This window comes from Nonomuraea antimicrobica (genome assembly GCF_039536965.1).
GTDB lineage: Bacteria > Actinomycetota > Actinomycetes > Streptosporangiales > Streptosporangiaceae > Nonomuraea > Nonomuraea antimicrobica.
This window is the reverse complement of sequence record NZ_BAAAZP010000115.1, coordinates 1-18,905: the sequence shown is the minus strand read 5'-3', so window position 1 is coordinate 18,905 and position 18,905 is coordinate 1. Positions and strand designations below refer to the sequence as shown.

Annotated in this window: 17 protein-coding genes and 2 pseudogenes; 7 read left to right on the top strand and 12 right to left on the bottom strand. The window is 69.9% G+C overall.

What is annotated here, in order from left to right:
• From ABD844_RS32465 to ABD844_RS32435, 7 genes and pseudogenes are all read right to left on the bottom strand, one after another.
• Positions 1–200 (bottom strand): annotated as a pseudogene (locus tag ABD844_RS32465) (hypothetical protein); the annotation flags it as partial.
• Between the two features lies 1 nt (position 201).
• Positions 202–1,173, bottom strand: a complete 972-nt coding sequence (locus ABD844_RS32460) for a copper transporter (RefSeq protein ID WP_344886529.1) — start codon at positions 1,171–1,173, stop codon at positions 202–204.
• The gene (steA, locus tag ABD844_RS32455; protein WP_344886528.1) at positions 1,170–2,366 is read right to left on the bottom strand and encodes a putative cytokinetic ring protein SteA; all 1,197 of its coding nucleotides are present in this window, start codon (positions 2,364–2,366) and stop codon (positions 1,170–1,172) included. The genes ABD844_RS32460 and steA overlap by 4 nt, the downstream gene beginning before the upstream one ends.
• Before the next feature lie 73 nt (positions 2,367–2,439).
• The gene (gene recN / locus ABD844_RS32450) at positions 2,440–4,149 is read right to left on the bottom strand and encodes a DNA repair protein RecN (protein WP_344886527.1); all 1,710 of its coding nucleotides are present in this window, start codon (positions 4,147–4,149) and stop codon (positions 2,440–2,442) included.
• A 105-nt stretch (positions 4,150–4,254) separates the two neighbouring features.
• Entirely contained in the window at positions 4,255–5,154 is a 900-nt protein-coding gene (locus ABD844_RS32445; RefSeq protein WP_344886526.1) for an NAD kinase, read from the bottom strand.
• A 5-nt stretch (positions 5,155–5,159) separates the two neighbouring features.
• On the bottom strand, positions 5,160–5,972 hold the full coding sequence (locus ABD844_RS32440) for a TlyA family RNA methyltransferase (protein WP_344886525.1): 813 nt from the start codon (positions 5,970–5,972) through the stop codon (positions 5,160–5,162).
• Positions 5,969–6,265 (bottom strand): hypothetical protein, encoded by a 297-nt coding sequence (locus tag ABD844_RS32435; protein ID WP_344886524.1) that lies wholly within the window; start codon positions 6,263–6,265, stop codon positions 5,969–5,971. Before ABD844_RS32435 ends, ABD844_RS32440 begins: the two co-directional genes overlap by 4 nt.
• 127 nt (positions 6,266–6,392) lie before the next feature.
• Between ABD844_RS32435 and ABD844_RS32430 the strand changes: the two genes are divergently transcribed.
• Entirely contained in the window at positions 6,393–6,740 is a 348-nt protein-coding gene (locus ABD844_RS32430) for an SCP2 sterol-binding domain-containing protein (RefSeq protein ID WP_344886523.1), read from the top strand.
• A 223-nt stretch (positions 6,741–6,963) separates the two neighbouring features.
• Here ABD844_RS32430 and ABD844_RS32425 read toward each other — a convergent pair whose 3' ends face one another.
• Entirely contained in the window at positions 6,964–7,935 is a 972-nt protein-coding gene (locus ABD844_RS32425) for an HAD-IIA family hydrolase (protein ID WP_344886522.1), read from the bottom strand.
• 78 nt (positions 7,936–8,013) lie between these two features.
• Between ABD844_RS32425 and ABD844_RS32420 the strand changes: the two genes are divergently transcribed.
• Positions 8,014–8,454, top strand: a complete 441-nt coding sequence (locus ABD844_RS32420; RefSeq protein WP_344886521.1) for a TipAS antibiotic-recognition domain-containing protein — start codon at positions 8,014–8,016, stop codon at positions 8,452–8,454.
• Positions 8,455–9,237: 783 nt separating this feature from the next.
• Here the strand turns inward: ABD844_RS32420 and ABD844_RS32415 are convergent.
• Positions 9,238–9,663 (bottom strand): tetratricopeptide repeat protein, encoded by a 426-nt coding sequence (locus ABD844_RS32415; protein WP_344886520.1) that lies wholly within the window; start codon positions 9,661–9,663, stop codon positions 9,238–9,240.
• 60 nt (positions 9,664–9,723) lie between these two features.
• On the opposite strand from ABD844_RS32415, the pseudogene ABD844_RS32410 reads away from it, so the two are divergent.
• Positions 9,724–9,978: pseudogene (locus ABD844_RS32410) on the top strand (DUF1015 family protein); the annotation flags it as partial.
• A gap of 161 nt (positions 9,979–10,139) precedes the next feature.
• On the opposite strand, the gene ABD844_RS32405 reads toward ABD844_RS32410, so the two are convergent.
• Complete coding sequence (locus ABD844_RS32405; RefSeq protein WP_344886532.1) at positions 10,140–10,562, bottom strand: hypothetical protein; 423 nt, start codon at positions 10,560–10,562, stop codon at positions 10,140–10,142.
• A 259-nt stretch (positions 10,563–10,821) separates the two neighbouring features.
• On the opposite strand from ABD844_RS32405, the gene ABD844_RS32400 reads away from it, so the two are divergent.
• Complete coding sequence (locus ABD844_RS32400) at positions 10,822–12,018, top strand: DUF1015 family protein (protein WP_344886531.1); 1,197 nt, start codon at positions 10,822–10,824, stop codon at positions 12,016–12,018.
• A 656-nt stretch (positions 12,019–12,674) separates the two neighbouring features.
• A complete protein-coding gene (locus ABD844_RS32395) occupies positions 12,675–12,806 on the top strand; it encodes a hypothetical protein (RefSeq protein WP_344886519.1) in 132 nt (43 codons plus the stop codon).
• A gap of 32 nt (positions 12,807–12,838) precedes the next feature.
• Here the strand turns inward: ABD844_RS32395 and ABD844_RS32390 are convergent, their stop codons facing one another.
• Positions 12,839–13,255 (bottom strand): single-stranded DNA-binding protein, encoded by a 417-nt coding sequence (locus tag ABD844_RS32390; protein ID WP_344886518.1) that lies wholly within the window; start codon positions 13,253–13,255, stop codon positions 12,839–12,841.
• A 111-nt stretch (positions 13,256–13,366) separates the two neighbouring features.
• On the opposite strand from ABD844_RS32390, the gene ABD844_RS32385 reads away from it, so the two are divergent.
• Complete coding sequence (locus tag ABD844_RS32385) at positions 13,367–14,311, top strand: MBL fold metallo-hydrolase (protein ID WP_344886517.1); 945 nt, start codon at positions 13,367–13,369, stop codon at positions 14,309–14,311.
• A 613-nt stretch (positions 14,312–14,924) separates the two neighbouring features.
• Here ABD844_RS32385 and ABD844_RS32380 read toward each other — a convergent pair.
• On the bottom strand, positions 14,925–16,205 hold the full coding sequence (locus ABD844_RS32380; RefSeq protein ID WP_344886530.1) for a hypothetical protein: 1,281 nt from the start codon (positions 16,203–16,205) through the stop codon (positions 14,925–14,927).
• 1,604 nt (positions 16,206–17,809) lie between these two features.
• Here ABD844_RS32380 and ABD844_RS32375 point away from each other — a divergent pair.
• The gene (locus ABD844_RS32375; RefSeq protein ID WP_344886516.1) at positions 17,810–18,556 is read left to right on the top strand and encodes an SAM-dependent methyltransferase; all 747 of its coding nucleotides are present in this window, start codon (positions 17,810–17,812) and stop codon (positions 18,554–18,556) included.
• Positions 18,557–18,905 lie beyond the last annotated feature (349 nt).

Here is an 18,905-nt window from a genome sequence, read left to right as displayed (position 1 = left end):
CGGCCGCCCGCCCCTGCCACGAACGCGGGGCCTTCGAGCAGGGTGATGGGCTCGCCCCGGTGGTTCTTCCTGGTCCAGCGGCCGCTCAGGTCGGCGGGCCGGTCGCGGGTGAACGCCGCGTACGCGGCCCGCGCGGCCACGGCGCCGATCGTGGCGCCGGCGAGGGCGAAGAGGAGGCCACGGGCCCGGCTGGCAGGCATGTCAGCTCCCTGACTCGGGGGTGGGGGACGGGGTCGGGGACGTCACCGAGGGCACCGGGGCCGAGGCTCCCGCGCCCATGCCGTAGTGGCCGGCGCGTCCGGACAGTTGCTCGCGCAGAGCGTAGACGATCCCGATGCGGCCCACGGGCATGTCGGCCGTGTCGACCGTGGAGACGCGCTTGGAGATCTCTCCCTCGTCGCGGATGGCGGTGATCACGTCACCGGCCGGGGCGGCGGCCAGCCCGGCCACGACCGCGCCCTTGCCGCCCGCGTCGAAGCCGTCGGCCACGGAGACGAGCGCGCCCGTCAGGGTCTCGGCGGGCTCGCCCTCGTACGGCTTCTCCGGCGCGAACACCACCGCGAGCGTGGCCCGCTTGGCCGGGTCGCCCTCGGTGGTGAGCAGCCCGCCCGCCTCGAACGTGCTGAGGACGTCCGCCGTGGCCGCGTTGGGGGTGCCGCTCTGGGCCTGGTCGTTGGTGACGAGGGTGGCGGCGAGCAGCGCGGAGGCCCTGTCCCAGCTCGTGGCGGTGGCCGGGAAGATCATGTTGGCCGGCTTGAGCCGGTTGACGAGGCCGTCGAGCACGCCCCTGCCCTTGGGGTCGACGAACTTCTCGCCGAACGTGACCCGCCCGGTCACCTCCGCGCCGGCCTGGGCGAGCACCTGCTGCGCGGCCTCGCGCATGGCGGTGCTGGAGCCCGGGGTCTCGATCAGGACGACCTGCTGCCCGGTCAGCTCGGCGGCCACCAGGTCGGGCGTCACGGTGCTGATGAAGCTGTCGTTGCCCGCCTCGCGCCCCTGCAGGGTGTCGATCTGGGTGCGAAGCTCCTCGTTGGTCTTGGTGAACCAGCCGGTCAGCTCTTGCGCGGACTTGACCGCCGGTTCCTGGAGCAGCGTGGTGCCCAGCACGATCCCCACCGCGAGGGCCAGGAAGACCGCGACGATGGAGACGAGATGATAGCGAAAATCGATCACGAGAAGAGTCCGACCAGCCAGAAGATGAACGCGTTCCAGACGTCTTGCACACCGTTCAGCCAGGTCTGGCCGAGTGGCGAGAGGAAGAGCGCGACGCCCATGGAGATCAGCGCCGTGATCACGAGTAGCAGCAGTTGTGAGGTGGTGATGCGGCTGCGGTAGAGCCTGCTGACGCCCTTGGCGTCGATGAGCTTGCTGCCGATGATCAGCCGGGTGAGGAAGGTGCTGGCCATGCCGGAGCGCCCCTTGTCGAGGAACTCCTCCAGCGTGCCGTGAGTGCCGACCGCGACGATCAGCTCGGCGCCCTTGTCGTCGGCCAGGATCATGGCGATGTCCTCGCTGGTGCCGGTGGCGGGGAAGATCACCGCTTCGCGGCCGAGCTGGTGCACGCGCTCGAGCCCGGGGGCCCTGCCGTCGCGGTAGGCGTGCACGACCAGCTCGGCGCCGCAGCTCAGGGCCTTGGTGGAGACCGAGTCGAAGTCGCCCACGATCACGTCGGGCAGGTAGCCGGCCTCCAGCAGCGCGTCGGCCCCGCCGTCGACGCCGACGAGGACGGGCCGGTATTCGCGGATGTACGGGCGCAGGGTGGCGATGTCTTCCTTGTAGTGGTATCCGCGGACCACGATGAGGACGTGCCTGCCCTCCATGGACGTGCGGATCTCGGGCACGCCGACCCCGTCGATGAGGAGCTTGCCCTCACCGCGGACGTATTCCATCGTGTTGACCGCGAACGCCTCGATCTGCACGGCGAGACCGGCACGCGCCTCGGCCATGGCCGACTCGACGGCCTCGACGGTCTGCTGCTCGCCCTTGCCGACCACGTCGTCGTCGAGGTAGACGACCCCGTCGCAGACGCGTACGACGTCGCCGTCCTTGACCCGCTCGAACAGCTCATGAGTGGCGTTGTCGACGAACGGCACGCCGGCTTCGAGCAGGATCTGCGGCCCCAGATTGGGGTAACGGCCGCTGATGCCGCAGGCGATGTTGACCACCGCCGAAGCACCGCACGCGACGAGCGCCTCCGCGCTGACCCGGTCAACGTCAACATGGTCGATAATCGCTATTTCCCCGGGCTGGAGGCGTTTCGTGAGCCTCTTCGTGCGCCGGTCGATCCTCGCCACTGCCGTTACACCGGGAAGGTCACCGACCTTCCTACCGCGGAGGCCCGGCAACTTGCTTCCCGGAACCTTCATCAAGACCATCCTGCCAGAGCGAAACAGCACACAGGCCACGCATGACGCGGCGTGTCCACTATGTCACCCAGGATCACCTGTCGGCCGCGGCGAGTCCCAGCAGCTCCTCGGCGTGGGCGCGGCCAAGCTCGGAGTCTTCCATACCTGCCAGCATGCGGGAAAGCTCGCGCAGGCGGCCCTCGTGGTCGAGCGCGGTGACGCCGCTGCGCACGACGCTCCCGTCGCTCGCCTTCTCGACCACGAGATGCTGGTCGGCGAACGCCGCGACCTGCGGCAGATGTGTGACCACAATCACTTGCGCGGTGCGGGCGAGCCTGGCCAGCCGCCGCCCGATCTCGACCGCGGCCTTCCCGCCGACCCCCGCGTCGACCTCGTCGAACACGAACGTCGGCACCGGGTCGGCACCGGCGAACACCACCTCGATCGCGAGCATCACGCGGCTCAGCTCACCACCGGAGGCGCCCTTGTTGAGCGGCAGCGGCGGCGCGGCGGGGTGCGCGGCCATGCGCAGCTCCACCTCGTCGCGGCCCTCGGGCCCGAACTCCTCGCTCCGGTTCAGCTCGACCACGACCCTGGCGTGCGGCATGGCCAGCGCGGTCAGCTCTTCGGTCACGGCCTGCCCGAACCGTTCGGCGGCGGCCTCGCGCACCTTCGTCAGCTCGTCGGCCTGGTCGGTGAGGCGGGCGGTCAGCTCGTCGTGTTCGCGGGTCAGCTCGTCGATGCGCTCGTCGTCGCCGTCGAGCTCGGCCAGGCGGGTGGCGGCCCGCTGGGCCCAGGCCAGGACACCGGCGCTGTCCTCGGCGTATTTCCTGATCAGGCCGGACAGCACCGACCGGCGTTCCTGCACGGCGGCCAGGCGAGCGGGGTCGGCCTCGATCGACTCCGCGTACGCCGCCAGGTCGGTGGCCACGTCGGAGATCAGGTAACCGGCCTCGGCCAGCCGGTCGGCCACCCCGGCGAGCTGGGCGTCGAAGTCGCGTACCGCCTCCACGGCCGTCCGCGCCTCCCCCAGCAGGGAGATCACGTCGTGCGGGCCGCCCGTGGCCTCCATCGGGTCGCCCAGCAGAGCGGTGTGCGCGGTCGTCGCGGCGCTGCGCAGCGCGTCGGCGTGCGAGAGGCGCTCCTCCTCGCCGCGCAGGTCGGCGTCCTCGCCGGGCTTGGGGTCGACCTTCTCGACCTCCTCCAGCCCGAAGCGCAGCCGGTCGGCCTCCTGCGCCCGCTCCCTGGCCCGGGTGGTCAGCTCGTCGAGCAGCGCGGCCACCTTCTTGTGCCGCTTGTACGACTGCGCGTAGGCCCGTAGCGGCTTGACCAGTTCGTCACCCGCGTAGCGGTCGAGCGCGGCCCGCTGCCTGGCGGGCTGGAGCAGCCGCTGCTGGTCCATCTGGCCGTGCACGGCCACCAGGTCGTCGGCCAGGTACGTCAGCGTGCCCACGGGCACCGTGCGCCCGCCGAGCCACGCCCTGGACCTGCCCTCGGCCGACACCGTGCGCGAGATGATCAGCTCGCCGCCCTCGGCCTCGCCCCCGATGTCCTCCACCTGCTGCGCGACGCGCCCGCCCACCTCGATGACCAGCGTGCCCTCGACGCTGGCCCGCTCGGCGCCCGGCCGGACGCGCGAGGGGTCTGCCCGGCCGCCGAACAGCAGGCCGAGCCCGGTCACGACCATCGTCTTGCCCGCGCCCGTCTCGCCGGTGACCACGTTGAAGCCAGGCGAAAGCTCGAGCACGGCCTCGTCGATGACGCCGAGCCCCTGGATGCGGACCTCCTCGACCTTGGGTCGCACTGCCCACTCCCGTTCACTGCCGTGTCTGACGCCGCTGCCCCTGGCGGCCCGCCGGACGCGGCCCGCCATGCTCACGTGATCCTACGCGCTCCGCCCTCCATTCACTCAGGGTCGAGCCCTTCCGCGCCACCCCTGGACCGGAAGCTCGAACTTGGCGACCAGCCGGTCGGTGAAGGGCGCGCCGGTGCTCTCGACCCCGTGCAGCCGGGCCAGCCGGACGGGCTCGGCGCCGCGGCGCACCTCCACCCGCGTGCCCGAGGGCAGCTCGAACCTGCGGCGTCCGTCACACCACAGAACACCGCCGGGCGTGTCCGGCAGGATCTCGACCGCCAGGGTGGAGCGCGGGGAGATCACCATCGGCTTGGCGAACAGTGCGTGCGCGCTGATGGGCACCATGAGCAGCGCCTCGACCTCGGGCCAGACGACGGGCCCGCCGGCGGAGAAGGCGTACGCGGTCGAGCCGGTCGGTGTGGCGCAGATCACACCGTCGCACCCCCACCGCGACAGCGGCCGACCGTCGATCTCGGCGACCACCTCCAGCATGCGCTCCTGCTTTTCGACGGTGACCTCGTTGAGCGCCCAGGTGTCGGCCAGGACCCGGCCGTTCTGCCGGGCGAGGACGTCGACCGTCATGCGCTCCTCGACGTCGTAGCGCCCCGCCACGACACTGTCTACCGCCGCGGCCAGGTCGGCGACCTCGGCCTCGGCGAGGAACCCGACGTGCCCGAGGTTGACGCCCAGCAGCGGCGTGCCCGCGGGCTTGGCCAGCTCGGCGGCGCGCAGCAGCGAACCGTCGCCGCCGAGCACCATCATGACCTCGGCGTCCTTGGCCGCGCTGGGGTCGCCGGGCACCGCCTCGGCCCCGGCGCAGCCGATCTCACCGGCCTCGGTGTCGAGCACCCTGACCGTGATGCCCGCGTCGACCAGCCGGTTGATGACCAACCGGGCGCTGTCGACGGCGACGTCGCGCCCGGTGTGCACGGCGACGAGCACAGTACGTTTCATTCCGCTCATTGCGGCCCTTCCACGACGGCTCGCTGGATCTCGGCGTCGAGGTCGGCGACCTCGGGCGCGCCCTCCCCTTTGCCCAGCCAGAGCAGATACTCCACATTCCCCGACGGACCGGGCAGCGGGCTGGCGGTCACGCCGCGCACGCTCAACCCCAGCTCCCTCGCCTTGGCCGCCGCGTCGCGCACGGAGCCCGCCCGCAGCTCGGGATCGCGTACGACACCGCCCGCCCCGACCAACTCCTTGCCCACCTCGAACTGGGGCTTCACCAGCAGTACGAAGTCGGCCTCGGCCGCGGCGACCCCGGCCAGCGCGGGCAGCACGAGCCGCAGCGAGATGAACGACAGGTCGCCCACCACGAGCGTGGGCGGCTCGCCGACCATCTCGGGGGTCAGGTCGCGTACGTTGACGCGCTCCATGACCGTCACCCTCTCGTCGTTGCGCAGCGACCAGGCGAGCTGCCCGTAGCCGACGTCGACGGCCAGCACGTGGGCGGCCCCGCGGCGCAGCAGCACGTCGGTGAACCCGCCGGTGGAGGCCCCCGCGTCGAGGCAGCGACGGCCCTCGGCCGACAGACCGGCGAACGTGTCGAGCGCTCCCAGCAGCTTGTGCGCCCCGCGCGAGACGTAGTCGGGGCCGTGATCCGAGGTGGCCACGACGATGGCGGAGGCGGTGTCGACCTGCGTGGCGGGCTTGTGCGCCCGCTGGCCGCCGACGCTGACCCGGCCGTCCTCGATGAGCTGGACGGCCTGCTCGCGCGACCTGGCCATGCCCCGGCGCACCAGCTCGCTGTCGAGGCGGATGCGACGGCTCACCGGAATCCCACAGGTTGATCGCCCATCCGGCCCGCGGCCCGACCGTCGGCCTGATTCGGGACCTGGCCGCCCACCAGGCCCACGACGCCTTGGCCCACCTGACCGGCCGGTCGGTCGCCCGCCCGCTCGTGCGGCGCGGCCTCGTCGACGGCGGCCAGCGTGCCCTCCAGCCCGGAGAACGCCTCCTCGAAGACCGCGACGTGCGCACCCACAGGCAGCTCACCCAACCGGCCGAGATCGGCCACGATGGCGTCGACCCGCTCGTCGCCGGTCTCCTGCGGCAGCTCACTCATGACTCGACCGTAACGCCTCCCGCGAGCACCCGGGACCTTGGCAGGCGTGTCATGCGTTGAAGCCCATACGGGGGTGCTACTCATGTGGAACGCTACCGTCCGCAAAAAGAAAGAAAGGATGCGCATCATGGCAAGCGTCGAGGAGTGCCGGGCGGCACTGGCCAAGCTCGTCACCCAATTCGACGAGATCGACGAGTCCGACCGCGCCAAGCACGTGGTCGAGCGCACGGTGAGCTGCCGGGTGCCCGACCTCGGCGTGACCTTCTACGGGCGGCTGCACCACGGAGGGCTGGATCCGTTCACGGAGCTGCCGCCGCCCAACGGGAAGGCGGCGGACGTCAAGCTCACGATCGTGAGCGACGACCTGGTCGCGCTGGTGGACGGGGAGCTGGACCTGGCGCGCGCGCTGCTCGGGGGGCGGGTGAAGATCGACGCCAGCTTCGGCGACCTGCTACGCCTGCGCAGACTCATCTGAGGGCTTCACCCGAGCGCCCGGTTGAGGCGCTCATCTGAACAATCCTCGGCTGCCAGAGCGTCCACTGAGAGCGGATTCATCTGAGCAATCCTCGGCTCCCGGAGCGTCCGCCGAGAGCGGATTCATCTGAGGGCGGAGCAACGTCACCGCCCGCCGGGATCACCGCAAGCCCTCGACCCGTCCCGACCACACCGAGGGACCCCTCACGCGGCACGGAGCAGCTTCACCGGAGGCGATCGAGCACGGGTTTGACCGCGTCCTCCTCGGCCCGCCCCTCCCCGGCCGCCGCCCACGCCGCGTCGCAGGCCGCCCTCAGCCCGTCGATCCTGCTGCCATCGCCTTCGAGGCGCAGCGCCCCGTCCTTCCAGCGGGCCCGCCATCCCCCGCAGACCCCGTCCCGCACCTCGGGGTACGGCAGGAGCAGGGCCCGCAGATCCTCCCCCACGTACGTGGGCCGATGGCCAGGCCCGGCCGTCAGCACGTCGGCCGCCGTGGCCACCCCGGTCAGCACCAGGAGGCTCTCGACGCCCGCGTTCGAGGCCCCCTCGATGTCGGTGTCCAGCCGATCGCCCACGACCAGCGGCCGCCGCGCCCCCGTACGGATCATCGACTCCCGGTGCAGCGGCGGATCCGGCTTGCCCGCGTAGACCGGCTCGACCCCGGTGGCGGTGGCGATCACCCGGACCATGGCCCCGTTCCCCGGCAGTTCGCCCCGCTGGGTCGGCATCGTGGTGTCCCCGTTGGACGCCACGAACAACGCCCCCTGCCGCACCGCCAGCGCCCCTTCCGCCAGCAGCCCGTACGACAGCCCGGGCGCGATCCCCTGCACTACGGCGGCGGGCGACTCGGCGGCGGTCGAGACGGGCCGCAACCCCCGGTCGCGTACCGCCAGCCGCAGCCCGGACCCGCCGACGACGAGCACGTTCGCGCCGGGCGGCACCCTTTCCGCGACCAGCCGGGCGGCGGCCTGCGCCGAGGTCACGACGTCCTCGGTCGTGGCGGGCGCACCGAGTTCGCGCAGGTGGGCGGCGATGGCCGCGGGTGTGCGGGACGCGTTGTTGGTGACGTACGCCAGCCGCACCCCACGTTCCCGCGCCTGCTCCAGCGCCGCCGGAGCCCCAGGGACCGCACGGCTGCCCAGATAGACCACGCCGTCGAGGTCGAGCAGCAGGGTGTCATAGCCGTCGATCAGCACGTCGCCTCTTCCCGTTTGACTCTCACGCTGCGTGAGACTTTAGCGTCGGCCTCGTACCCACCCGCAGGAAGGATGACGATGTCCCCGAACCTCAACCTCACCGCCGAGGAACGCGCCGAACTGTTCGGCGGCCACGACCCGGACGAACACGCACCCGAGGCCGAACAACGCTGGGGCGGCACCCGGGCGTGGTCCGACGCGACGCGGCGTACGTCGTCGTACACGAAGGACGACTGGCGGCTCTTCACGGCGGAGGCGGGTGACATCTCCGCCCGCCTGGCGGACGCGATGCGCTCAGGAGCACCGGCCGACGGCGACCTGGCCATGGACCTGGCGGAGGAGCACCGGGCCCACATCTCGCGCTGGTGCTACGAGTGCACGTACGAGATCCATCGCGCCCTCGGAGACATGTACGTCTCGGACCCGCGCTTCACCGCCACCATCGACGCGACGGCCCTGGGCCTGGCCGCCTACTACCAGGCCGCGATCACCGCCAACGCCCTCCGCCAAAACGCCTGATCCAACCCCCTCATAACTGAACAACACACCCGGACACCCGCAACCCCTGGAACAGCGAAACGGCAACGAGCCCGGGGGACAGCGGCGAAATCACCGGAACCCGCGCGCCGAGACCAACAAAGGCATACCGACAACCTCAACAAGTTCCCCCACACCCCGCTCACGGCCTGTCCCCACCACATCTGCAACAGCACCACCCCACCAGCACCAACCCGCACCTACCGTTCATCACCGCGACACCCGCCTTCCACCACGACGACGCCCCCATCAGCACGAGCGCTCTCACTCCGATCGCCCGCCAGATCGGCATCAATGCCCGCCGATCCGCGACACCACCTGCCACGCGAAGCCACCACCACGACCGACCCCATCCACCTCATCCACGCCCCCGACGCCCCGGCCAACACGTGCAATGCGCAACATCCACGCGACTCATCCCGAACGCACGGCAGCGCCGTCCCCGCTCCCCCAGAGACCCAACAAATCCCTGCCTGCCAGACCCCACCCCCCTCAAAGGACCCGCCCCCCGAACGTGGTGCCCCGAACACGCCAAATCCCCGCCGAGCCTGCCCCCACACCCACACCCACACCCACACCCACACCCACACCCCAGCATCGGCTTGTCCGCCGAACCCGCCTGTCAAGCTGAACCCGCTCATGGCTGGAACCCGATACTGGACCGAACCCCATAGCTGGGCCGAACCCACGTACTGGGCCGAACCCCGCGTGCGGACCGAACCCGCCCGCCAACCACAACTCCAACCAAACCGCGCCTACATCCGCCTACATCTCCCGACGAGCCCGCAAGGTCGCCCGCACGCTCTTCAAGGCCGAAACATAATGACGCTCGTCGGGGCGCATCGCCACCGCAATCGCCAGCGGCTCCTGAGCCCCTTCCACATCACCAGTCCGCCACAACGACAACCCGAGCCCGAAATACGCATAGTCCTCGGCGGGATTGGCATCCACGATCTGCCGGAAACTGGCCGCCGCCTCGGCGTACTGCCGTGAGTTGAACTGCGCCCGCGCCAACGCCTCCAAAATGCTGCGCGATTCGGGCTCGGCTGCGGCGGCCCGTTCGAGCAATGCCGCAGCGGCCGCCGGACTGCCCTCTTTCAACAATCTGACCCCACGCTGGTACCAGTCGTAAACGCCACCCCTTGGCGCGCCTGCCCCGCTCTCGTCATGAACGTTTTGATCATGATCCATGCGTGAGGACTCCTTCATCGCTCGTACGGTGACCCAGTACCGCCCTGCTGCGGAACGGGCATGACTGCAACCATGGGGCGACGTCTGGAAGACGCATGCATTTATGGCAGCATGCCCGGTATGGGGACTCCTGAACTGCCGGTACCCGACGGACTGGTGCTACGGCCCTTCCGAGGTGTTCGTTTCGCTGTCGAAGATCCCGCCAAGGTGACCTCCCCGCCATACGACCTGATCTCCGACGCCGACGTAGAGGTCCTCTTGGACTCTCACCCGAACAACGTCGTCCGCCTCATCCTTCCCTGCTCCTCCCGGGGCGACTCCTCCACTCCTACACCAACCAACCCCCAAGCCCGACAATCTCACACCGCCCCCCACCAACCCGACCCCATTTCCCCCTCAACAGCCGACCAATCCCCCACCACCCCTCCCCTCTCCGCAACACCCCAACCAACGCCATCTCTCACCAATCCCCCCATTCACCCCCACCCCAGCACGGGCCCTGCCCTCCACCCCATCGCCATCAGCAGCGACAACGCCGCCAGCCACGAGGCCGCCGACAACAGCAGCCCCGAGAACGACGTCGGCAGCGACCACAGAAACAACACCACCGCCAGCGCCAACGGCAGCAGCACCGAGGACGGAAGCATCGGCAAGAACGGCGGCCGGGACGGAAGCATCGGCAGCACCGGCACGGACGGCGGCGAGGACAACGGAAACAGCGGCGAGGACAACGGCGAAGACGAAAACACCATCAGCACAAGCAGCGGCGGGGACAGAGGCACCTTCAGCAGAAGCAGCGGCGCGGATGGCCGCGACGCCAGAAGCAGCGGCGCGGATGGCCGCGACAGTAGAAGCAACGGTGCGGATGGCCGCGACGGCAGAAACAACAGCAGCGGCACCCGCGTCGAACACCACCCCCAGTCACCCGACGCATCCCCGACACCGCCACGACCACCGCACCCGCCGACAACCACTACAAACACCCCACCAACTACCTCAGCACCGCCTACCTCCGCACCGACTTCCAGCACCCCGGCGTCTTCGCCTTCGCCTTCGCCTTCGTCTTCCCTCGGCCCTCACCACCCCAGCCCGCACCCGCTCAAGACTCACACCCCGACCGAGGGCGGGCCACTCGAAAATCCCGACCCCGATCAACGCATTCACATCCCCCCGCTACCTCCCCTCTCCAAGGCGTCCCTCCCTGAGACGGCACCACCAACCTCCCAGGCAACCGACACCCTCCAAGGCCGGTACGCCGAGGCCGCGAACACCCTGCGGACCTGGCTCGACTCCGGCGTGCTGGTGCCAGACGACGTACCGGCCCTGTACGTCTACGAGCAGAGCCGCGCGGCGGACACCGAGGGACAGAACGGCCCGAGCGTCATACAACGCGGCCTGATCGGCGACGTCGGCCTGGCCGACCCCGACCAGCGCATCATCCTGCCGCACGAGAACGTCATGCCGGGCCCCATCGCGGACCGACTCGCCCTCATGAGCACCACCCAGGCCAACCTGGAGCCCATCTTCCTCCTCTACGACGGTGAGAACGGCATGGCCTCCCGTCTGGTGGACGAGGTCGCTTCGACCCGCCACCCGCTCGTCTCGGCCCACACCGAGGACGGCCTGACGCACCGCCTGTGGGCGATCACGGACTCGGCGGAGATCGCGGCGATCAACGCCGACCTGCACCACCGCCAGGCCCTGATCGCCGACGGCCATCACCGGTACGCGACGTACCGCGTCCTCCAGCGCCAGGAACGCGACACCCACGCGGCTGAAACCACCCTGGGCCCCTGGGACTTCGGCCTGGCCCTGCTCGTGGACTCCAGCGCGTACCCACCCGACCTCAAAGCCATCCACCGCGTGATCCCGGACCTCCCCCTGGCAGAGGCCGTCGCCAGGGCCAAGACCTCGTGGCAGGTGCACGACTACAACGACCTGGCACGTGGCCTGGCCGCACTCGAACAAGCCTCTGAGCCCGCCTTCCTGCTCGCCGGCGAACAGGGCGCACACCTACTCACCGACCCGGACTCGGTGCAACTCGCCCGCGCCATGCCGTCCGATCACTCTGACCGCTGGAACTCGCTCAACACCTCCGTCCTCACCGAGTTCGTGCTGCCTGTGGTGTGGGGCATGCGCGACAGCGAGGAAACCGTACGCATCGTCCACCACGACACGGCCGCCGCAGTCCGCCTGGCGGCCCGCACCGGCGGCACCGCCGTGATCCTCAAGCCGCTGGCGGTCGAGGACGTGCTGGCAGTGGCGGCCGGAGGCGAACGAGTGCCCCGCAAATCCACCTCCTTCGGCCCCAAACCGCGCACTGGCCTGGTACTACGCACCTTCGCCATCGACTGACCTGCCCTTCACCAACAACAAGAGGATCCGCTCAGGGTTCACACCCCGGATGTCCGGGATGCCCCTGCCCGGGGTTCACACACCAGATATCCAAAATGCCCCTGCTCGGGGTTCACACCCCAGATGTCAGGGGCGCCCGTGCTCGGGGTTCACACCCTGGGTGTGGGGGGTGCCCACGCGAGAGGTGACCAGCCCACCCCCCGCGTGGGCACCCTCGTCCCACCGGTAGACGCAGCCCAGACCACAACCGGGTGGGGACGAGGGCGCGCGGGCATCCCGGCAGGTCCGGCACTTCCACCCGCTGACCGAGGCCAACCCCGCAGGCCAAAGCCAACTACCGCTCACAGGCTGGAGCCCACTGCCACCCATCGGCCGCGACAGACGTCCACCCACCAGCCAAGGACCGACTCCCCCCACACGCCGAAGCGACCTTCCCCGCAGGTCGGAGCGACCCTCCCCCGCAGGCCGGAGCCAACTGCCGACCACAGGTCCGGGACAAACCTCCGCGCACCGGCCAAGGACCGACTTCTCCACAGGCCGAAGCCAACCGCCGCCTACCAGCGGGATTCAGTCCCCGCCCACGAGCCAGGGCCAACTGCCAGCGGCGGGCCGGAGCCGCCCTCGGCCCGCCCCTGACCCCGCCCCTGACCCTGGCCGTGGCCGTAGCCGTGACCCTGGCCGTGACCGTGACCCTGGCCGTGACCGTGACCCTGGCCGTGACCGTGACCCTGGCCGTGACCGTGACCGTGACCGTGACCGTCATCACGGCACTGCCTCGACCCCGGTAGCCACCACGGGCACCGCCTCGTGACCGGCATGGTCAGCCGGTCGGGGCCAGGTAGTGCACCTGCCGGGGTATCAAGGCAGCCAGCTTCCCACCACCTCCAACATCATCCACCGGACTGTCACCGGGTTGGGCGAGCTCGGCGTCGTACGGCCTCGCCGTGCTCACCTCCACCTCGTACCGCCAGACCTTGGCCGCCGACGGCCCGAAGACGCGGCAGCGGAACGAGCCCGTCACCTCGATGTAGTCGCGCGGCTTGAGACCCCGCACCACGGCGGCCGTCTCCGGGTTGAACGTGACGCACGGGATGCTGTCGGTGAGGGCCGCGCCGCGTCGGTGCCGGCGACGGCGGACGATGATGCGCCACTTCGTGACGGTGTCGCCGCTCGGCAAAGGGTGCTCCTCGACCGGCGCTGACAGCCTCCCCACGAGCAAGACTTCGTTTCGGTCCACGGTCGTCCTCCCTATCGGTGCTCTGGTGGAGATCACTCTCTACGATGAAGAGGAGGCCGGATCGGTTGGAACGCCGTTCTGGGGACAACGGCTGGACGCTCGGGAGTGCCTGTGGACAACATCACCGCACTAGGCGGCGACGTCTATGAGATCGACACCAAAATGGCCGGATACACGGGCATCACGGCGGGTTACCTGATCCTGAGTGATCGTCCGTGCCTGGTCGAGACGGGCACCTCGACCTCGGCACCCGTGGTGCGGGACGCGATCGCCTCACTTGGCGTCGGCCCCGACGACCTGGCCACGGTCGTCGTGACCCACATTCACCTCGATCACGCCGGCGGCGTCGGCGACATCGCCGGATTCTTCCCGTCCGCACAGGTCGTCGTCCACGAGAAGGGCGCCCGGCACCTCGCTGAGCCGTCCAGGCTCATGGCCAGCGCACGCATGGTGTGGGGCGACCGGCTCGACACGCTCTTCGGCGAACTGTCCCCCACCGATGCCGCACGCATCGTGGCCCTCGGCGACACCGGCGCCATCGACCTGGGCAACGGCCGTACGCTGAGCAGCCACTATTCCCCCGGGCACGCGAAACACCACGTGGGGCTGGTCGACTCCGCCACCGGCGACCTGTACGTCGGTGACGCGGCAGGCGTCTATCTGCCCGAAACGGGCGATCTGCGTCCCGCCACCCCTCCGCCGGACTTCGACCTGCAGACGGCACTCAACTCGATCGCGCTGTTCGAGGCACTTGGGCCTCAGCGACTGTTGTTCAGCCACTATGGGCCGGTCAATGCTGTTCGGGAGACGCTTGAACGGTCTGCGGAGGAACTCCGGATTTGGGTAGACCTCACCCGCCGGGCACGGTCCGAGGGCATGGACCTGGACCACGCCGTCGCCATGGTCAGAGATCGCACCAAGGAGCGCTACAAGGCGCTGACGTCCGAGAATCCCGACATGTTGGAGGAAGCCAGGGCCGAGCAGTTCGAGATGCTGAGCGGTGCCGAGTCCAACGTCGCCGGGATCCTGCACTGGCTGAACCGCGTCTCCCCATAACGCTTCTCCGCAACGCCCCAAGGTGACCCAGCACCACCGCCCACAAGGTGCCCGGATCAGGGCCTATGCGACGGGCTCGACACGCTCTTCGGCGAGCTGTCTCCTACCGAGCACGAACCAACGGATGCAAGCGGCCAACGCACAAGCCGGCGCCGCCTCCGCACCGTTCATCTCTCACACGACCACGTCCACCAACCAATTGCCCCACCACCAGAGGCCCCCAACGCCCCAGACCCGGCCGACGTAGGCCCACACCCACCCGGCCGACAACACAACACTAAATCCCCCGAATCGCCCCAATCCGGGAAGGAAATTCCGAGGCGCAGCTTCCCGTGTACACAAAGAGCGCCTCACCCGCCGCTGCCCCTCCAGAAGCCCGGCACCTCAACGACGAGGCTCCCCAAAGATCTGCATCGACCTTGCGGCCCACACCACCCACCCGGAGAACCGTCCCGAGAAGCCGCACCGCACCGGAGTGCGACTCCCTTCATGAGCCCCGGCGCCCAAGGACCCCGGCACACCTGCACCAGCGACCCAGGCACGGCCCTGCCCAGAACGCACCTGCCGTGCCACCTCCACGAGGCAGCACGGCAGGGCAATGAACGGGGGCTCGTCAGTCGTCTGTCGTAGCCTTGCCCTTGACGGGCTTGCCCGACTCATCCAGTACGTCACCGAAGTCCGGCTCGATGAACGCCGGAGTGATACCGGGCACCTCAGCCGCCTGCCCCGAAGGCTCCTTGACGGCACCTCGACCGGCGTCGTCCTCGCTCTCGGAACCCTCCGCAGCCTCGGCCTCCGGAGCGCTCTCCGCGTCCTCAACTCCCTCATCGGCCCGCGCAGCCTCCGAGCCCTCCGACCTCTCGGAGATCTCGGCGACCTCACCGCCCTCAGAGCGGTCGTCAGAGCTGTCGTCATCGACCTCCGCCGGACCGGCGTCCTCCTCTGCAGCAGACGGGGCGACGGTCTCGTCTCGCTCGTCGTCGCCGAGGTCGCCCTCCTCCGCCGCCTCGTCCGAAACGTCCGCGGACTCCGCGTCGCCAAGGTCGTCCGCCTCGGCGAGGGCGGCATCCTCGCCCTCCGCGTCCTCGCCCGCCTCTGCTTCGTCCACGTCGGCCTCGTCGGCCTCGTCGGCCTCTGCCTCGGCCGCACGCCCCGCCTGAGCCGTACCCTCGTCGCCGTCGGCGTTTTCGACGGCGTCGTCCTCGAGGTCGAATTCCTCCTCAACGTCCTCGATGAGGGCTCCGGTCAGCTCGGCGTACCGCTCGGCCGCGTCGGTCTCCCCGTCCTCGTCGAACGCCATCGCCTTCCCGAACCAGTCGACGGCCGCGTCCTGGTGCCCGGCGTCGGCCAGCGAGTCCGCGTACGCGAACGCCAGCCGCGCCGACCACGGCTTGGCCTGGGGGTCGCGCAGCTCGGGCAGACGCTGCAGCGTGATCACGGCGGCGTCATGCTGGCCCAGGTCGCGACGGGCACCCGACTCAACGATGGTCAGCTCGATGCGTCCGGCCCGGTCGAGGCGTTCGGCTTCCGGCGAACGTACGAGGTCGATGGCGCGCTCCGGACGGCCGAGACCACGCTCACAGTCGGCCATGATCGGCAGGTACGCGTCCGACCCCGTCATCCTCCTGGCCGCCCGCAGATCGCTCAGCGCCTCGGAGTAGTGACCCGCGTGGTAGGCGACGATGCCCGCGGCCTCACGCACGACGCCGATGCGGGCCGCGAACCGCCGCGCCACCTTCGTGTGCTCGTACGCCTGCTCGGGGTCGTCGTCCTGGAGCGCCCGCTCGGCGGCCACCAGGTGCCGCCCGACCAGGATGGCGAGGTCGCCGGGAAGAGAACGCAGCTCCTCCAGGACCTCCTTGTCGAGCTCGTCCACGGTGATGTCGGGCGCCATCTCGGGCAACTTCTCACGCTGCGGCGCCTCGGCGGCCTCGTCGCGGTCGGACCTGCCGTAGCGCGCACGGGTCCCCGGACCGGAACGGTCGTCGCGCCCCTCACGTGAGAACGGACGCGAGTCGCCACGCCCCCGATCCCGGAAACCGCCTTCGCTCCGGTCACCGTAGCCGCCCTCACGACGACCCGCGTAACCGCCGCCCTCGCGCCGGTCGCCGTACCCGCCGCCCTCACGACGCGGCCCCCGGTCATCACGGAACCCACCCTCGCGCCTGGGCCCCCGATCATCGCGGAACCCACCTTCACGCCTGGGCCCCCGATCGTCACGGAACCCACCTTCACGACGGGGACCGCGATCCTCCCGGAACCCGCCCTCACGGCGCGGCCCCCGATCGTCACGGAAACCGCCCTCACGACGACCCCCATAGCCGCCGCCCTCACGACGGTCACCGGAGCCACCCTCACGGCGAGGTCCGCGGTCAGCGGAACCGCCCTCGCGCCGGTCGCCGTATCGGCCTTCCCCACGAGGCCCCCGGTCATCCCGGAAGCCGCCCTCGCGACGAGGGCCGCGATCGTCACGGAACCCGCCCTCGCCACGACTCGCGTAACCGCCCTCACGACGCGGCCCGCGGTCATCCCGTTCACGGAACGGACGCCGGTCGCCATAACCACCCTCACGACGCGGGGCGGATCCGCCTTCCCGGCCCGCACCGCGATCCTCGCGGAACCCGCCCTCACGACGGGGCCCACGATCGTCACGGAACCCGCCCTCACGACGACCCCCGTAGCCGCCGCCTTCACGGCGCGGACCACGGTCATCGCGGAAGCCGCCCTCACGACGGGGACCACGGTCATCACGGAACCCGCCCTCACTACGACCTCCGTAACCCCCCTCACGGCGATCCCCGTAGCCACCACCACCCTCACGGCGCGGCCCACGATCGTCACGGTCTCGATAGGTACGGCGCTCGTCACTCCGAGGTGCGCGATCGTCCCCCTCACGTCGGGGGCCGCGGTTGTCCCGGTAACCGCCCTCACGGCGCCCGCCGTAACCGCCGCCCTCGCGCCGATCGCCGTAACCACCGTCACGGCGCGGGCCACGGTCATCCCTGTCACGGAACGAACGGCGCTCATCGCCCTCGCGCCGCGGACCGCGGTCATCGCGGGAGTCGTCACGCCGCGGACCCCGATCGTCTCGAGAGTCGTCACGCCGCGGACCGCGGTCGTCACGGGAGTGGGAACGCGGCCGGTCATCCCCGGAACGGAACGGACGGTCGCCGCCGGAGTCTCGCCCTCGAGAGCCGTAACCGCCGCTCCTGCTTCCTCCGCCTGAGCGCCTGTCTTCGTAGTCGCCGCGCCCGCGCTGGCCGTCGTCCGATCCGTTATCTCTGTTCACTTCTGGTCCATTTCGTTGGCTCAACCAGCGGACTCACAACGACGGTCCACCGCGGCTGGTCGCCGCCCGCCCTCGGGCCTTACGCGACGAAGGCCACCCGTGGGGGTGGCCCGCTCACTCCAGCCTAGCAAGCCCCGGAACGTCCCCGAGCCTCGCGCAGTCCGGATATTGACTGGACCGTAAACGACGGCCCGACAAGACTGCTCCCCATGTCACTACGCTTCCATGAAATCGCCGAGTCCCGCCACCGAATTCTGAACCCGCTGACAGACGACAAGCTCAACCTCCTCGGCGAGATCTGCGACTTCACGCCCGGCACCCGCCTGCTCGACCTGGCGTGCGGAAAGGGCGAATTGCTTTGCCGCTGGGGCGCCGAATACGGCATCCGGGGCGTGGGGGTCGACATCAGCAAAGTGTTCCTGAGTGCCGCCGAAGCCCGAGCCCAGGAGCTTGGCGTCGCCGACCGCATCACGTTCGTGGAAGCCGACGCCGCCGCGTACGAAGATGCTCCGGCGTCGTTCGACGTCGTTTCCTGCATCGGCGCGACCTGGATCGGCGGCGGCCTCCAAGGGACTTTGTCGCTGATGCGCCGCTGGTTGCGCCCGAACGGCATCGTGCTGGTCGGCGACTGCTATTGGATATCCCCACCCCCGCCGGCGGCCTGCACCGCGCTGGGAATGGACAGCGACAGTTTGGCCTCCCTCATCGGTACGGCCGACCGCGCAGAAGAGGCTGGCTTCGAACTCCTCGAAATGGTCCTGGCCAGCCCGGACACATGGGACCGGTACATGGCGAGTCAATGGTGGACGGTCAGCGACTGGCTGCGCGACAACCCGGACGACCCAGACGTACCGGGAATGCGCGATTTCCTCACCCGCTCACAACGCTCGCACCTCGAGTACGGCCGCGACCACTTGGGATGGGGCGTCTTCATCCTCCGCCCACTCCCCGAATAAAAAAGAGGCTCCGACCACCCCCGGCCAGAACCCCTCTCACCACACAAGAAAAACCAAACCACACCCCCCACAGCCCACTCACCCCTCAGGACGCTACCACGCACCCCCCAAACGCCAGCCGCCCCAACCAACCCACACGATAGACCTCAGAACACCGATCAAGACCCCCTGAAAACAAAAAAGGCCCAGCCACCCCGGCCAAGCCTCACTCTCTCCCCAGAAGCCACAGCAAAAGACCCCAGAAATGCAGGAAGGGCCCGACACGAACCGTGTCAGGCCCTTCCTGAATGATTGTCCGGCGGTGACCTACTCTCCCACACCCTCCCGAGTGCAGTACCATCGGCGCAGA

Bases quoted from the DNA above. Each gene is read 5' to 3' on its own strand.
- steA (WP_344886528.1), bottom strand. From the start codon at position 2,366: ATGAAGGTTCCGGGAAGCAAGTTGCCGGGCCTCCGCGGTAGGAAGGTC.
- ABD844_RS32445 (WP_344886526.1), bottom strand. From the start codon at position 5,154: ATGAAACGTACTGTGCTCGTCGCCGTGCACACCGGGCGCGACGTCGCC.
- ABD844_RS32435 (WP_344886524.1), bottom strand. From the start codon at position 6,265: ATGAGTGAGCTGCCGCAGGAGACCGGCGACGAGCGGGTCGACGCCATC.
- ABD844_RS32430 (WP_344886523.1), top strand. From the start codon at position 6,393: ATGGCAAGCGTCGAGGAGTGCCGGGCGGCACTGGCCAAGCTCGTCACC.
- ABD844_RS32420 (WP_344886521.1), top strand. From the start codon at position 8,014: ATGTCCCCGAACCTCAACCTCACCGCCGAGGAACGCGCCGAACTGTTC.
- ABD844_RS32415 (WP_344886520.1), bottom strand. From the start codon at position 9,663: ATGGATCATGATCAAAACGTTCATGACGAGAGCGGGGCAGGCGCGCCA.
- ABD844_RS32380 (WP_344886530.1), bottom strand. From the start codon at position 16,205: ATGGCGCCCGACATCACCGTGGACGAGCTCGACAAGGAGGTCCTGGAG.
- ABD844_RS32375 (WP_344886516.1), top strand. From the start codon at position 17,810: ATGTCACTACGCTTCCATGAAATCGCCGAGTCCCGCCACCGAATTCTG.